Genomic DNA, 15,010 nt, shown 5'->3' on the forward strand with positions numbered 1-15,010 from the left:
ATATAGCGCCATTATTACCACAGGCCACTTTACAACATACGCCCGTAAATCCCTCTACGGCCTGCAATCGTTTTATCGTCAGTATATAAAGAGAAAAATATTTTTGCTTCTTCTTCTGGGTATTATCTTAGTGTTTGATGAACCTATTCGCCGTCAGCATTCTCTTTTAGCCACTCTTTACGAAAAAAATAAAGCCGCTTAAAAAAGCGGCTTTATCATTATAGAGGAAAATAGCAGCAGGATTTACAGCTACAAAACTTGCTCTTGCGTCTCTGACGCTTCCGTTCCGAACCCACGTAATCCAACCACATGGACATGCTCATTGTTCTGGTAAACTTTACGCACCAGCTTATAGGTGGTTCCCTTTTCGGGGCTGATATTTTCCGGTGCCGCGATGACTAGCTGCATTTCCAGCCGGTCACAGAGCTCGAATAGCGTCGCGATCGATTTGGCATCCAGACGCGCCGCCTCATCGAGGAAAAGTAGACGGCACGGGATAACATCTTTTCCACGCAGACGCTTAGATTCTTCTTCCCAGCTCTGTACCACCATGACCAGAATTGACATCCCAGTACCAATTGCTTCCCCGGTAGACAGCGCCCCACTTTCCGCCCGCAGCCAACCATCCGCACCACGGTTAACCTCCACTTCCATTTCGAGGTAGTTGCGGTAATCCAGCAGCTCTTCGCCGATAGTCTGCGGTGTGCGCTGACCCATATCAATTTCAGGATTCAGACGTTGATACAATTTCGCCAGCGCTTCCGAGAAGGTCAGCCGATTGCTGTTAAACAGATCTTGATGCATTTCCTGCTGCTCGGATAACACATTGAGCAACGTGGTATGCGTCTCGCGTACGTTGACGTTCAAACGGACGCTCTTTACCTGACCAAACGCGACCGCTTGCAGCCCTTGGTTCAGCATACGAATACGATTCTGCTCACGCTGGATCGTCTTACGAATGATATTTGCCACGCTGCGCGAGCTGATTGCCAACATCTGTTCACGCGCCGTCAGCTCTTCAGTCAGACGGTTAAGCTCGATCTCCATCTGCTCAATCGCTTCTACCGGGTCGTCGGTACGGATAATATCCTGACGGATACGCTCGCGCAGATGCTGATAAACGGCGATGTAGAACTGGATCTTGCGCTCAGGTCGCTTCGGATCTTCCGAAAGCCGCAGCACATCGCGCAGATGTTCGTTATCCGCGACCGCCAGACGCAGCGCCCCCAGCGCCTTATCCGACATGGAGCGCAGTTCATCACCTTCCATGTACGCCAGTTCACGACGGTGCAAACGACGCTCAACACCATTGTCTTTCACCAAACGCATGACCGCGCACCAGCCTGCTTTCGCGGTGACAACCTGCTCACGCATCTGGTGGTAATCACGCTCCAGCTTGCGCAATTTCTTCTGCAAACTGTCCATTTCCGCTTCACAGAACGTAATCTGTTTTTCCAACTGGTTACGCCGCGAGCGGTTGGTGCTTAACGCAGCATGGAGTTCATCACGGCGCTGACGGGCACGCGCTTCAGCGTCGGCATCCGCACGCACGCCGATATCCTGAAGTTCCTGCGTCAGTTCCTTCAGCATGTCCTGTTTGGCGTCATAAGAACTTTTCAGCGACGCCTGAACCTGACTGTATTGCGTCAGCTGTGCCTGATGCTGGCGTAGCTGTTCGCGCGCTTTTGTCCGTTCTGCTTCAGCCAATTCCAGACGGTGGCGAAGTTTGTCATTCAAACCGGCGTTTTCACCCAACATGCCGGCCGAATCGGCATAGCTGAAGTGGGCACGACGCTGCACAACCTCGGTCAGTGCAAATGCCTGCTGTTTCGCCTGCCGCTGTGCGTTCTGCGCTTGAGCATAATCTTCCTGCAACTGCTCATGTTGCTGCGGATCGCTTTGCAAGACAGAAACCAGTGGCTCCAGCTTAGCTAGCGTCGCTCCGTGTTGTTGAATAAAACGGGCAGATTCTTCGGTTTCATCCAGCTCTGCACGGATCTCTTCCACACGATCCTGCAACGTCTCATCGCACAACAGGCTAATACGCGGAATCAATTTATTCAGTTGCGCGCTGGCTTCTTTCGCCTGCTCATACTGCTGGCGCTGTTGCTGATTTTCACCATCAAAACTGGCCATCGCACGATCTAATTCGCCGCGACGGGAGCTGAGCGTGCGAATTTCTGCTTCGGGATCTTCATCGAAAACAACAGCCAGATGTGTACCGATAAATCGGCTGAAAGACTGGTGCAAGCGCTGCGTTTTCTGTACGTCAAATGATAGCGTCGCATACTGCTCTGCCAGCGCTTCGCGCTCATCACGCAGACTTTCCAGACGCATTTCCCGCGCAGCGCGGCCAAACAGCGGCACTTCCGGGAAGCGAGAATAGCGCCACTGACGCTCCGCAACTTTCACGACCACGGCGCGTTCCAGTTCTTCAACGGCAAACACGCTGTCATCAAACGACTGCGGGTCACCCTCGATCAGATACAGATCTTCCGGGCAGTCTTCCAGACCGGCAAGCTGATCGCGGACCAGAGAAAGATCGGGTACTACAATCGCATGGCGAGAGGGGCCATAAAGCGCCGAGAAATACGGGGCATCATCCAGCGTGACATCATCATAAATTTCAGACAGCAGCACGCCACCAAAACGTTCCGCCAGCGCGTTCAGGCGCGGGTCTTCTGAACCACCGGGCTGGCTTAGTCGCTCAACCTGTGCTTCGATTTGACGTTTGCGGGCAGCGATGTCATCACGCTCAACCGTCGTTTCACGTTCACGCTCCAGCAATTGCTGCATGAACTCGGTCACCTGACGGCTCTCTTCAAACGTTTCGCCGCTTTGCTCGCTCAGTTGCGTCAGCATTTCCTGTGCAGCCAGCCAGACTGGCGCACGCGCCGTCAGCTTCTGAATGCGCTGCTGGATTTGCTCCAATTCCTGCCGCAACGCCATGCGACGTTCACCCGCTTCCGCCACCAGCGATGATAGGGTTTCGATACGCGCATCAAGCTCTTGCTGGAGCGACTCCAGCTCTTCTGGCTGATAATCCTGACCGTTACGTTTGCTGAAATCCTGCAATAGCCGTTCAGCATCCTGTTGCTCACGCAGGCGCTGTTCCAACTCAGACAACCGCATCCGCAGCGGCTGTACTCGCTCGGCTTGATAGCGTTGTGAAGAGCTGTCGCGCAGCAAATCACGCGCGACCTGCCAGGCCTCGTTGCGATTGACCGCACCGGCAATTTTGCTCACTAACTGATAAGCTTGCTCAAACTGGCCGTGCGCCGCATCTGCCACGCTCAGTTTCTGTTCCAGCATCAGAAGAATTTCTGTCGCTTCCTGCTCTTTCGCCTGGTAGCTATCCAGCCATTCATCTGCATTCTCTGCCGTTAAATCCGGCAACTGACACAGCGTGCGAGCGCGTTCCAATGCCTGTTGAGCCTGTTGGTACTGAATGGCGCGCGTTTGCTGAACGTCCAGCGCTTGCTGATAATCGGCAAGCTGACTTTTTAGCTCATCGACTTCCAATTCAGCCGCATCGGCACGTTCTTCGTTTTCCGCCTGCTGCTCACGCGCTTCTTCTACCACCTCGTTCTGTTCTTCGAGGCGATAGCTCAATTCTTCCAGATCGGCGTTGTAGCGCTCGATCTTTTCCTGCTGGCGCATCGCTGTCTGCACCAGATTCAGGTGGTCGCTCGCTGCCTGATAATCCGTTTCCAGATCGCCTTCAGCGCCGCTCTGCTCCGCCAATTCCCTCGCCATTTCCACATGGCGATATTGCTCACTCGACAGTTGTTTACGGCTGGAGAACAGGTCACGACGCAACTCCAGCGCCCCATCCAGATGGATGCGTCGCTCATTGGCGTGCCGCATATAGTCAGCGGCAACATAGGATGTCGCTTCAGAGATCAGATGCTTAAACAGATCGCGGTCAGACTGGGTAACCCGAATCGCTTCCAGCGTCATGCGGTTTTCACGCAGCGCCGCTTCCATATCCTGAAACGCTTTACGCACGCCGCTGTTTTCCGGCAGCAGGTAATCGCGCAGCGAGCGCGTAATCGCGCTGGAAATACCACCATATAACGAGGCTTCAATCAGGCGGTAAAACTTGCTGCGATCGGAGGCGGAACGCAAGCGCCTGGGCACCACGCCCAAATCAAACATCAGCGAGTGATAATCGGTGATGGAGTTAAACTGCTTGAACTGAACGCCTTCCATCTCCTCGACGCGATCTTTCAGCTCTTGCAACGACAGCACGCGCGCCTGACGATCGCCGACGACCTGCGTCAGAATTTGTGTCGGCTGGATGGCGGTCGGCAATCCCTGAATGGTGAAAGGTTTGATATCGACTTTACGGTCACGCCCCGCAACCTGCTGGAGACGAACCCCAACCAGTACGCGCTGATGGCGCGAGTTAACGACATCCAGCGTCGAGTAGCAGACACCCGCACGTAATTTACCGTGCAAACCTTTATCGCGTGAACCGCTGGTGGCCCCCGCTTCAGTCGTATTTCTGAAGTGCAGTAACGTCAGGTCAGGGATCAGCGCCGTAATAAAGGCGGCCATCGTGGTGGATTTCCCTGCGCCGTTACCGCCGGATAGCGTGGTAACCAGTTCATCAAGATCGAAGGTGCGGGCGAAAAAGCCGTTCCAGTTGACCAGCGTTAGTGAGCGAAATTTACCGCGTTCAATCATTCCTGTTCATCCTCAACACTTATTCATCCTCGCCCGTTTCTGGCGCGGTATCATCGGTGCGATCGTTATCGTCGCTGTCATCTTTCAGCGACAAACTACCTTCAACAGGCATCGCTTCACCATCGCGAATCATGCGTAGCTGTGCTTCACGGGCATCATCGCCGCTGCGCACATCCGCCCCGAAGCGGAATACCGACTCGGTAATTCTGAATTTGCTGCTGTCATTACCCATAAAGTAGATCATGCCTAGCCGACGTAAGCGGTTAAGCGAGGTTCTGACTTTTTCCTGCAATTTTTGACGATCCAGATCGGAACCGGTGGAACGTTGGTTAACCAGCTTCAGCAGCTTACTTTCATCCGCCAGACTCAGCAGTTCTTCATACAGCTCCTGCTGGCTGAAAATGCCTTCGTGCGCCAAACGTTCCGGGCTCAGATAGAGATAACAGAGAATTTTCCCTACCATCATATCCAGCTCAGACAACACCGAGCGCGGAATCAGCGTGGTGGAGCGTGGCCGCAGATAGAAAAAACCTTCCGGCGCGCGGATCAACTCCACGTTGTAACGGCTGTAGAACTCTTCCAGCACCTCTTGGAAATCCATCAAAAATACGTGGTTTTCCAGTTCTTCAATACCAATATGGCGCCCTGCGCGCAATTGGCTGTCCAGCGCGGGAAAAAGGTTATTCGACAGCGCGGTTGCCAGCTTTACTGGCATAAATTGTTCAATATTTGTCGATGACATGGGCCTGCACCTTGGCTCCGTAATCATTGATTGCCTGCCACAGTGCTGGCAATCCGGAGAAATCTGTTTCGGCTACGCCCAGACGTACAGCCTGGTCGACCACGATTCGGGCAACATCAAAATGCCGCGAGCGAGGATACTGCGCGAGGTATTCACGCATCACTTCACTTAAATCAAGCGGGATCTGTTGCGCTTTATATTTATGCAGCGCCTGCTCGACCAACGCGATCAGCTGCTCGCGCATTTCACTAAACTCTTCGTATTCCAGTTCCGGCGGCAGTTCGCCGGTCACTTCTTCACTACGCAACGCCAGTTCTTCATCACGCATGTCCAGCAGACGATCCGCGTTAGCAAACGTCAGCGCCCAAGGGTTGTCGAAGTAGCTCTGCACTGACTGACGCAACCGCTGAGCAAAGACGCGGTTTTTATCCATATCGATCGCGGTACGAATAAATTTATGTACGTGGCGGTCATACCCAATCCACAGATCTATCGTTTGCTGTCCCCAACTTACAATGCGGTCGAGTTTATTTTGCAGGTCGAATACCAGCTTATCGACAAACTCCAGATTATGCGGATTATTCATAATCGCATCCTGAATACTTAACAGGCTCGTCTGTAATTTGTCGCCAGCAGCTTCAAGCGTATCCTGCAATTCACGCAGCGTAGATGACGTTTCCGTCAGCAGTTGTTCACAGCTACCAATCGCTGCTCGCCAGTCCTGGTTTAGCAGCGCCGCGATATCGTCTTTAACGCCCTGCTGCTGTTCATCCATCACGCGCTGCGACAAATCAATACTGTCAAAAATTTCAGCAACGGAATATTTCAGCGGCGCAAATACGTTGCGGTGCCAGTGGAACTCATCGCCGTCTTCTTCCGCTGCATCAGCCGCACGACTAAGCTCCTGTGCCACGATAGAAAGTTGCATAGAAAGCCTCAGCGTCGAGAACTCACGCTGGCGGATGTAATAATCCGTAATGCCGATCCCCAGCGGGGTCAGGCGATAAATCGCATTGCCTTCCGCCTGTTCACTGGTAAAGCGGTTAAGCAACCGCTGACGGACCAGATCGTTAATCGCGTTATTCGCGCGGACGGTAATGGTTTCGTTCGTCTGATCAAATCCCTGACTCACATGACGGAAGGCATCAATCAGCTCACCTTCACTCATTTCACCATCCATACGTTCGCCATTAAGCGTGGCGATTGCCATCAAAAACGCCAGGCGTTCAGTGGGGAGGGAAATGGAGAAATCGTTTTTTCGTGCCCAGGCGACCAATTCGGGTACAGTCTGGGAAAAATCACTCATAATGCATCCTTCAAATGGGGTTTATGCGCCATGACATGGATATAACGGCCCAAACTCACAAAAGGCTCTTGTCGGCAATACCGCTGCTCAAGCTCCAGAATGTCGGCAAATTTATCAATCTGGTGCTGCTTATTCTGCAAGTAGTCATGAAACACCCGCACGCCGGTTTTCCCGCTGATGGTCATCCCCATCTCATCAAGCCAGCCGTACACCTCTTGCGGGTCCAGCGGGTGATTTGGCGATAACGAACGCCGTTTGTTTTTCGGCATGCCAACCTGAACATAATCAAAGTTGCCTAGCACCATGTTACGCATCAATAGCCCATGATGGTTATAAAACATCAACGACAGCGCACCACCCGGCGACAGGCAATCATACAATATTTTCAGCGCCTGCTGAGGCTGCTCGACCCACTCCAGCACCGCGTGGAACAATATCAGATCGGCGGGGCTTTCCATATATTGCGCGACATCCTGTGCGGCGCACTGCACAAAACGTATATTATGGGCGACGCCCTGCGCCGCTGCTGCGTTTTTAGCGCGCTGAATCATCTCATCGGAAACATCGCACAACAATACCTGATGTCCTAAAGCTGCAAGACGACAGGCCATCTGCCCTTCCCCTCCTCCTGCATCAAGGATGCGTAAAGGCCGTGCCGGAAGTTGGGCCAAAAGACCGTCAAGATCTTGCCACAATACCGCCAGCCGAAGTCTCCCCTTCGTTGTGCCATAAATATTGTGGGCAAATTTTTCCGCGATATCGTTAAAATTGCGATCCTGCATCAGTCATTGTTCCGCATCATATAAACGGGGATGGCTCGCGCAACTCGTGTCTGCGCGATGCGATTTTTCCAGCCTGCCATTTTGGCACAGGCTGGCTTAGAATAAATGGCCTTACCGCATGATATCTTCCCGGATGCGGTTTTTTCACTCAAAAGGAATGCAATTCTATGCTTTTCACACTCAAAAAGTTCGTCGGTGGCCTTTTGCAACCCCTGCCATTGCTATTGCTTCTGATGGGTGTTGGCCTGTTGCTGCTCTGGTTTACCCAACGGCAACGCACAGGGAAAACGATGATATTAGTCAGTTGGCTAATGCTTATTCTACTCAGCCTGCAACCTGTTGCCGATCGGCTGTTGCTACCATTGGAATCACACTACCCAACCTGGCAACAGACGCCGCAAGCAGGTAACGTCGAGTATATTGTCGTGCTTGGAGGGGGGTATACCTATAACGCAGAGTGGGCACCCAGCTCCAATCTCATTAGCAATAGCCTTCCGCGCGTGACGGAAGGCGTTCGTCTTTACCATGCCAATCCCGGGGCTAAATTGATTTTTACTGGTGGAGCTGCGCAAGGTAATCCTGTCAGCAGCGCGAAAACGGCGGCGCTGGTCGCAGAAAGTTTGGGCATTCCCCAACAGGATATTGTCATTCTGGATACACCGAAGGATACGGAAGAAGAAGCGGCAGCAACCGCTAAGATTGTTGGCGATCGATCTTTCTTGCTGGTGACCTCAGCCAACCACCTGCCTCGCGCTATGCGATTTTTCCAAGCCCAAGGGCTAGCACCCATTCCGGCTCCAGCGAACCAGATGGCAATCACGTCTGCGCTTAACCCCTGGGAAAAAGTATTCCCTTCCGCTTACTACCTATCTCACAGTGAACGCGCCTGGTATGAAACGCTAGGTCGTCTCTGGCAATTACTAAAGGGAACCACGGCAGTACCTCATCACGCCGAACAACCACAGGTTCATTCCAGCCAGGGAGACAGCTCGCGAGAAGCCACATCAAATAGCTGACGATCCAATTGGCCCGTGTGAATATAGCGGGCCACGGCTTCCCAAATCACATACAGCCAGCGTCGGTAAACAAAGGATTCAGAAACGGGTGCCTGTTTCAGGTAGTGATAAAGCAGTTGCTCTGGCATGCCAGATTCGCAAAGTCGGAAAAGCTCATACTCTCTGGGTGCCCACAGCATCATCCCCGGATTAATCATCGCTAATAGCTGATCGCTACGCGCATCCTTCAACATACTGCGTAGTGAAAGGTTGCCATGCACCAATACACAGTTGTCGTCAAAATCCTCAAACAACATTTTCAGGCACTGACGAGAACGATAAAGCACGGTACGATCCTGCTGCGTAAGTTGCGGCGCGCTGACATTGAGCAACGTAGCCCACAAGACTTCCAGACGCTGTTGATACCAACTGAACCAATCGTTGTCCTGCGTACTATCGACAGAACCGACACAACCATGACTGTCAATTCGGTGCCAGGCCAATACGTTTTCAACAATTTGATCCATCAGCAGCGTCCAACGCTGGCCGTTTCTTGGTGGTGCTTCCACCGATACACCACGTAAGCGCTCAATCAGCAACAGTTCCCGATAAGGTTGTTGCTGCGTCAGAACCAACCCATAGACGGTTGGCAGACGGGCATCACCTTCACGTGCCAGCATCGAGAGCTTATAGGCTTCCTGTTGCGCAACACCCTGACAAACATAACTTTTAGCTAACAACGGAATGGCGTTGCCTTCTTTATCATACAAGGCATACAGATCCGCATAGGGCTGTTCGCTTATGCGCTCAAGCCGGCTGAGGCTTTCCCCCAAAACCGTACTGAGTTCTGATTTCAACTGTTCCATAAACGGCTATACCTCAGTTGAGCCAAATAGCTCCACTTACCATGATGCGGCGAGCAGAGGACAAATACTTCAACGCAGATCAAATATACTCGTCATACTTCATGTTGGGGACACAGCAGGAAGAACGCCCTGGCAACGTTATTGCAGCGGTATCCCCTGCCTGTCAGCAGGGAATACCGTGAATGGCTGGCTAGTGTATTAACATTTCACCACTATTCGCGTTCAAAAGCCCCCAGATCTGGCGCTGACCCTTTGTAAGGCAGTTTGACATCTCCCCCCTTGTTGATTAGCGCGCTCCCCGCCGCAAGACGCAGGCTCTTCAATACGGGCAAGCTGCCGTCCGCCTGACGTGGCGCATCCCATCCGGTCACGGATACGCTCTCGAAGTCAGCATCTGATACCGCAATCTTCAGATCCCACGAGTTATAGCGCATGTTCGCGCCATCGGAGAACGACAAGTCTTTACCACCGTGAGACACATTGTTGCGCAGCGTACCCAACCCAATGGCTTTTCCATTTGCATCAATGCCGCGGATATTAAAATTAGGATTATTTTTATAGCCAGTGTTATTGAAGAAATCGTTCGCTACCGGATGGTGATTAGCATAAAAACCAGCCGCCTTATTTAAAAACGCCACCGAGTTACGCACGGTATGTTTCACCGCATTTGCCACATAAACGCCACCATAACCACCGATTTTAAAACCATTACCGTTACCCGCAGCCAGTGATTGTGTGGTCCCCGGCAAATAACCATGCGACCAGGCCCAGGAGTTTTCAATCAGCACGGGAGAATAGGCATTAATTAAATCAAAACCATCATCCGAATTTGACCATGCCCGGCAACCGCGGAAAATATTACCAGGCTGATTCGCCGGGATATGCGCACCAAAACCGTCCCCGCTTTGGCCAGCGCCATTAGATGTCAGTGGGTCATAGTTATGGTGAGAGTCACTGTTTAATACCAGGTTATTTCCCCCACGCTGGATGAACAAACCTGTACCCATAATATGATGGATATTCAACTGCTCGAATATATTATTACTGCCTCTAATCCACACGCCCCAAGATTCATGGTTAAGGTTATTACGTTGTGGTACGCCAGTTATTTCCAGCCCTTTAACGGAAACCCAATCGGCAACAACGTTAAACCCTTTGACCCGGCAATCATCTTGCATCTGGCTGAAATCAAAAATCGGGACTTCTCCGCTAGACGCCCAGTACTCAATACGCTTACCTTCTGTACCGCTCTTACTCAGCGTAATCGCATTAACTACATCGGTACGAGTAGCACAGACGTTCAGCCCTTTGGTGAACACGTACTTACCACCGCGTATCCACAAGCGGTCACCAGGGTTTAATGTCTTCTGTGCACGATCGATCGTTTTCCAAGGGGAGTTCTTAGTACCATTATTCGCGTCATTGCCGTTGGGGGCCATGTAATAAACCGCCGCGCTAGTGCCAGCCGCAGCCCCCATTAACATACCGCCGAGGAAAATTTTTGCGATATAACGTTTAGCATTCATATTATTACCATCCTTAGTTGAAATAAAGAAAATGCCATGCGAAAACATGGCAAATTGATAGTAGCATTTAAATATAAAAATAAAAGTTTCACTCGCAGCACGTAAATTCAAAATGAAAATTAATTACCTGCAAAAATAAAACAGCTCTGTATGATTTTGGATTTTTTAAGAATACTTATCTAAATAATTGCTAAATAATTTAAAAGATAAAATATTGCATAAAGAAAAACGTCATGGGTAAAGTCTATTCCGATAAGGATAGGCTCCCCATGACGTGCTTATCGCTGGTTAGTGTGACGGGTTTTACTGTCCACCCATAATTTGTCGCACACGGGCTAGATCTTCTGGTGTATCCACACCGACGCTGGGAACGGCTTTTGCGACAGCCACATGGATCTTCTCGCCGTACCACAGCACACGCAGTTGCTCCAGCAATTCGATTTGCTCTAGCTGGCTTGGTGCCCAGGTGACATAGCGTCGCACAAAGCCAGCTCGGTAAGCATAGATACCAATATGACGCAGGAAATGATCGCCAATCGCTTCTTTAGACTGAGCAAAACGCTCTCTGTCCCAGGGAATTGTCGCACGAGAAAAATACAGCGCGTATCCCTCAGCGTCGGTAACCACTTTTACCGCATTTGGATTGAATGCTTCTTCGCTGGTTTCAATCGGCACTGCCAGCGTTGCCATTCCCGCTTTACTTGCTGCGAGATTTTCTGCCACCTGATGAATAATCACGGAAGGAATAAGTGGCTCATCGCCCTGAACGTTAACGATGATGTCATCATCGGCAAAGCCGTACTGCTCGATGACTTCAGCCAGACGTTCTGTGCCAGAATTATGATCGGCGCGGGTCAGACAGACTTCACCACCAGCTTGTCGCACGGCAATCTCAACATCGGGATGATCGGTAGCCACGATAACGCGCTGCGCCCCCGACTCCAGCGCCCGCTCCATCACATGGACGACCATCGGTTTGCCGTTGATGTCCGCGAGCGGTTTCCCAGGCAGTCGACTTGACGCAAAACGCGCAGGGATAATCACAGTAAAAGTCATTGTGCTGTCTCGTCAGCCCCAAGTTTACGCGCTTCGTTTTCCAGTAGCACGGGGATACCATCACGAACTGGGTAGGCCAAACCATCGACCTTGCATATCAATTCCAGTTTCTCTTTATTAAAGTACAGCCGACCATTACAAACAGGACAGGCAACAATCTCAAGTAAACGGTGATCCATGCTTCCTCCATCTTTGGCCGATCGATGACCGACATTTTCTTTATCGCTATAGCAACGATCTAATGAGGTGTGTTACCTACAGGGATAGTTAAAGCCGTGGCAACAGATTAATTCACTTTTTGCCGGGCATTACGGTTAATAACACGTTCAATTTTATCAAGTAATTGTGAGTCATCAGGCTCAGCTAACACCGCATCAACGGGCAAATACCACCAGTTATCTTTAGCGAACGCCCTGCATTTTACGGCATCTTTTTCCGTCATCAACAGCGGCTGAAGCGCATCTTGAGTCAACGATTCAAGCTGTTCTGACTGGTACGATTGATGATCGGCAAAAGCGACTTCACGCACAATGCTGACGCCTGCATCACGCAACGTAGCAAAAAAACGCGGAGGGTGTCCGATACCCGCCATCGCAACCACATCACGCAATAGGCTAAGCGGGCGGGATTCACCTGACAATAAGTTAACTGCCATCCGCGCCGTTAATATCATTCCTATCTCATTTGTTCGCGGAGTGCCACCGTTAACAATGACGGCATCCACCGATGCCAGACGACTTTCTCGTTCCCGCATCGGCCCAGCCGGCAGCCACCAACCGTTGCCAAAACGCCGCATCCCGTCAATCACAACCAGTTCGATATCTCTTGCCAACGCATAGTGCTGTAACCCATCGTCGGTAATCACCACATCTAACGTGTAGCGAGCCAATAATGCCTTCACGGCATCCCGGCGTTGGGGGGCAACCGCAACAGGCGCGCCTGTACGTTGGAAAATCAACACTGGCTCATCACCTGCCTGTACCGTCGTCACCGACTCATCTAGCAGTAGTGGATAGCGCTCTGCTTTTCCACCGTACCCACGTGACACCACACCAACACGGTAACCTCTGTGTTGCAGTCGTTCGACGAGCCAAATGACTACTGGTGTTTTCCCATTGCCGCCAGCCGTCAAATTTCCCACGACCACGACAGGAACGGGAGATCGCCAGCTTTTCCGCCACCCTAGCCGATAGCTCTGGCGGATCAGAAAAGTGATGAGTCCGTATAGCCACGCAAGCGGCAGTAACAGCCAATAGAGCCGCGACTGCCCGGACCAAATACGCTCAATCATTCGCCAAACTGCATTCTATGCAACTGGGCATAGGCGCCGTTCGTCGCTAACAACGCAGCATGGTTACCGCGTTCAATGATTCTGCCATCTTCAACCACCAGAATTTCATCTGCTTTTTCAATCGTGGAAAGACGGTGCGCAATCACCAGAGCAGTACGATCTTTCTGCAACTCATCTAACGCTGCCTGAATCGCGCGTTCAGATTCGGTGTCCAACGCCGACGTAGCCTCATCCAATATCAGGATCGGGCTATCGCGCAGTAGCGCACGAGCAATAGCGATACGTTGGCGTTGACCGCCTGAGAGCATCACACCATTTTCACCAATAACCGTGTCCAGGCCATTTTCCATCTTGTTGATGAAATCGGTCGCATATGCCATTTTCGCCGCACGCTCAATTTCCTCACGGCTATAGTGTTCATTACGGGCATAGGCGATATTGTTCGCTATCGTATCGTTAAATAGGTGCACATTCTGAGAAACCAACGCCACCTGATTACGCAAGGAAGACAAGCGATATTCGCGCAAGTCATGGCCATCAAGTAAAATCTCACCAGACTGAATATCGTAAAAACGTGTGATCAAACTAGCAATTGTCGATTTACCTGAACCAGAGCGACCAACCAATGCCACCGTTTTACCAACGGGGACATGCAGATTGATATTTTTCAGCGCCAGATTTTCTCTTCCCGGGTAAGCGAAATTAACCTGACGGAATTCGAGGTCACCTTTCGCTCGTTCGATTTCCAATTTGCCAGTATCACGCTCCTGCTCCATGTCCAGGATAGCGAACAATGTTTGGCACGCGGCCATCCCGCGCTGGAACTGGGCATTCACGTTAGTTAGTGACTTTAACGGACGCATCAGCGCGATCATGGAAGAGAACACCACCGTGATCGTCCCGGCAGTCAATGTCTCCATCACGCTAGGGAAACTGGCAGCATACAAGACAAACGCCAGCGCCAGCGACGCGATCAACTGAATGATAGGATCGGAAATTGAAGAGGCGGATACCATCTTCATGCCCTGCTGACGCATCCGGTTGCTGACCTGATCGAAACGTTTGGTTTCAACTTCCTGACCGCCAAACATTAGCACTTCTTTATGCCCTTTAAGCATTTGCTCCGTGCTGGTGGTGACGTGCCCCATTGTATCCTGCATGTTTTTACTGATATTACGGAACCGTTTGGACACCAGACGCATAGCGATCGACACAATCGGCGCAATCACAATCAGGATGATGGACAATTGCCAGCTGTAGTAGAACATCAGAATAAACAGGCCGATGATTGACGCGCCTTCTCTGACGACGGTAATCAACGCGCCAGATGACGAAGCCGCAACCTGCTCAGAATCATAGGTGATACGGGATAACAGCGTCCCTGTCGACTGTTGGTCGAAAAACGCGACCGGCATCCCCATAATGTGGGAAAAAAGGCGGCGGCGCATATTCATCACCACTTTGCCGGAAACCCAGGCAACGCAATAGCTGGAGACAAAGCCTGATAGCCCCCTCACTAACATCAACCCAATAACAACCAGTGGCATCCAGAGTAATACCGAACGATCAGTTTTGCCGAATCCTTCATCCAGCAAGGGTTTAAGCAGAGAGAGCATTAATGTATCGCCAGCTGCATTAATAATGAGTGCGATTGCAGCAGCAGCAAGCCCTGCCTTAAAAGGAGAGATCATCGGCCATAGGCGGCGAAAGGTCTGCCAGGTGGAGAGATCTTTATCATTCAGCATGTAGTGAACCTG

11 protein-coding genes are annotated in these 15,010 nt (G+C 51.3%); 1 reads left to right on the plus strand and 10 read right to left on the minus strand.

The features are described from left to right. Positions 1-249: 249 nt before the first annotated feature. The 4 genes from mukB to cmoM are packed head-to-tail and all read right to left on the minus strand — an operon-like array spanning position 250 to position 7,519. The gene (gene mukB, locus A6301_RS16360; RefSeq protein WP_215482461.1) at positions 250-4,689 is read right to left on the minus strand and encodes a chromosome partition protein MukB; all 4,440 of its coding nucleotides are present in this window, start codon (positions 4,687-4,689) and stop codon (positions 250-252) included. 19 nt (positions 4,690-4,708) lie between these two features. Beyond that, positions 4,709-5,431 carry a chromosome partition protein MukE gene (mukE, locus tag A6301_RS16365; protein WP_010277044.1) on the minus strand — a complete coding sequence of 241 codons (723 nt, stop codon included), beginning with the start codon at positions 5,429-5,431 and terminating at the stop codon, positions 4,709-4,711. Next, positions 5,412-6,737 carry a chromosome partition protein MukF gene (mukF, locus tag A6301_RS16370; RefSeq protein ID WP_234258277.1) on the minus strand — a complete coding sequence of 442 codons (1,326 nt, stop codon included), beginning with the start codon at positions 6,735-6,737 and terminating at the stop codon, positions 5,412-5,414. Before mukF ends, mukE begins: the two co-directional genes overlap by 20 nt. Further along, positions 6,734-7,519, minus strand: coding sequence for a tRNA uridine 5-oxyacetic acid(34) methyltransferase CmoM (cmoM, locus tag A6301_RS16375; protein ID WP_107168252.1), 786 nt, complete (start codon positions 7,517-7,519; stop codon positions 6,734-6,736). Before cmoM ends, mukF begins: the two co-directional genes overlap by 4 nt. Before the next feature lie 167 nt (positions 7,520-7,686). Between cmoM and elyC the strand changes: the two genes are divergently transcribed. After that, positions 7,687-8,535, plus strand: a complete 849-nt coding sequence (gene elyC / locus A6301_RS16380; protein WP_107168253.1) for an envelope biogenesis factor ElyC — start codon at positions 7,687-7,689, stop codon at positions 8,533-8,535. On the opposite strand, the gene A6301_RS16385 is transcribed toward elyC, so the two are convergent. The 6 genes from A6301_RS16385 to msbA form a co-directional block, all read right to left on the minus strand. Next, entirely contained in the window at positions 8,487-9,380 is an 894-nt protein-coding gene (locus A6301_RS16385; protein WP_107168254.1) for a YcbJ family phosphotransferase, read from the minus strand. The genes elyC and A6301_RS16385 overlap by 49 nt on opposite strands. 212 nt (positions 9,381-9,592) lie before the next feature. Beyond that, positions 9,593-10,906, minus strand: a complete 1,314-nt coding sequence (gene pelN, locus A6301_RS16390) for a pectate lyase PelN (protein WP_234258278.1) — start codon at positions 10,904-10,906, stop codon at positions 9,593-9,595. A gap of 303 nt (positions 10,907-11,209) precedes the next feature. Continuing rightward, the gene (gene kdsB / locus A6301_RS16395; protein ID WP_205542228.1) at positions 11,210-11,962 is read right to left on the minus strand and encodes a 3-deoxy-manno-octulosonate cytidylyltransferase; all 753 of its coding nucleotides are present in this window, start codon (positions 11,960-11,962) and stop codon (positions 11,210-11,212) included. Continuing rightward, the gene (locus tag A6301_RS16400) at positions 11,959-12,141 is read right to left on the minus strand and encodes a Trm112 family protein (protein WP_107168257.1); all 183 of its coding nucleotides are present in this window, start codon (positions 12,139-12,141) and stop codon (positions 11,959-11,961) included. Before A6301_RS16400 ends, kdsB begins: the two co-directional genes overlap by 4 nt. Positions 12,142-12,248: 107 nt before the next feature. Then, positions 12,249-13,253 (minus strand): tetraacyldisaccharide 4'-kinase, encoded by a 1,005-nt coding sequence (lpxK, locus tag A6301_RS16405; RefSeq protein ID WP_234258279.1) that lies wholly within the window; start codon positions 13,251-13,253, stop codon positions 12,249-12,251. Beyond that, a complete protein-coding gene (gene msbA, locus A6301_RS16410; protein ID WP_205543336.1) occupies positions 13,250-14,998 on the minus strand; it encodes a lipid A ABC transporter ATP-binding protein/permease MsbA in 1,749 nt (582 codons plus the stop codon). Before msbA ends, lpxK begins: the two co-directional genes overlap by 4 nt. Positions 14,999-15,010: the final 12 nt, after the last annotated feature.

Source organism: Pectobacterium sp. IFB5596 (assembly GCF_021432585.1).
GTDB lineage: Bacteria > Pseudomonadota > Gammaproteobacteria > Enterobacterales > Enterobacteriaceae > Pectobacterium > Pectobacterium punjabense.

Bases quoted from the DNA above. Each gene is read 5' to 3' on its own strand.
- mukE (WP_010277044.1), bottom strand. From the start codon at position 5,431: ATGTCATCGACAAATATTGAACAATTTATGCCAGTAAAGCTGGCAACC.
- kdsB (WP_205542228.1), bottom strand. From the start codon at position 11,962: ATGACTTTTACTGTGATTATCCCTGCGCGTTTTGCGTCAAGTCGACTG.
- msbA (WP_205543336.1), bottom strand. From the start codon at position 14,998: ATGCTGAATGATAAAGATCTCTCCACCTGGCAGACCTTTCGCCGCCTA.
- cmoM (WP_107168252.1), bottom strand. From the start codon at position 7,519: ATGCAGGATCGCAATTTTAACGATATCGCGGAAAAATTTGCCCACAAT.
- mukF (WP_234258277.1), bottom strand. From the start codon at position 6,737: ATGAGTGATTTTTCCCAGACTGTACCCGAATTGGTCGCCTGGGCACGA.
- pelN (WP_234258278.1), bottom strand. From the start codon at position 10,906: ATGAATGCTAAACGTTATATCGCAAAAATTTTCCTCGGCGGTATGTTA.
- A6301_RS16385 (WP_107168254.1), bottom strand. From the start codon at position 9,380: ATGGAACAGTTGAAATCAGAACTCAGTACGGTTTTGGGGGAAAGCCTC.
- lpxK (WP_234258279.1), bottom strand. From the start codon at position 13,253: ATGATTGAGCGTATTTGGTCCGGGCAGTCGCGGCTCTATTGGCTGTTA.
- elyC (WP_107168253.1), top strand. From the start codon at position 7,687: ATGCTTTTCACACTCAAAAAGTTCGTCGGTGGCCTTTTGCAACCCCTG.
- mukB (WP_215482461.1), bottom strand. From the start codon at position 4,689: ATGATTGAACGCGGTAAATTTCGCTCACTAACGCTGGTCAACTGGAAC.
- A6301_RS16400 (WP_107168257.1), bottom strand. From the start codon at position 12,141: ATGGATCACCGTTTACTTGAGATTGTTGCCTGTCCTGTTTGTAATGGT.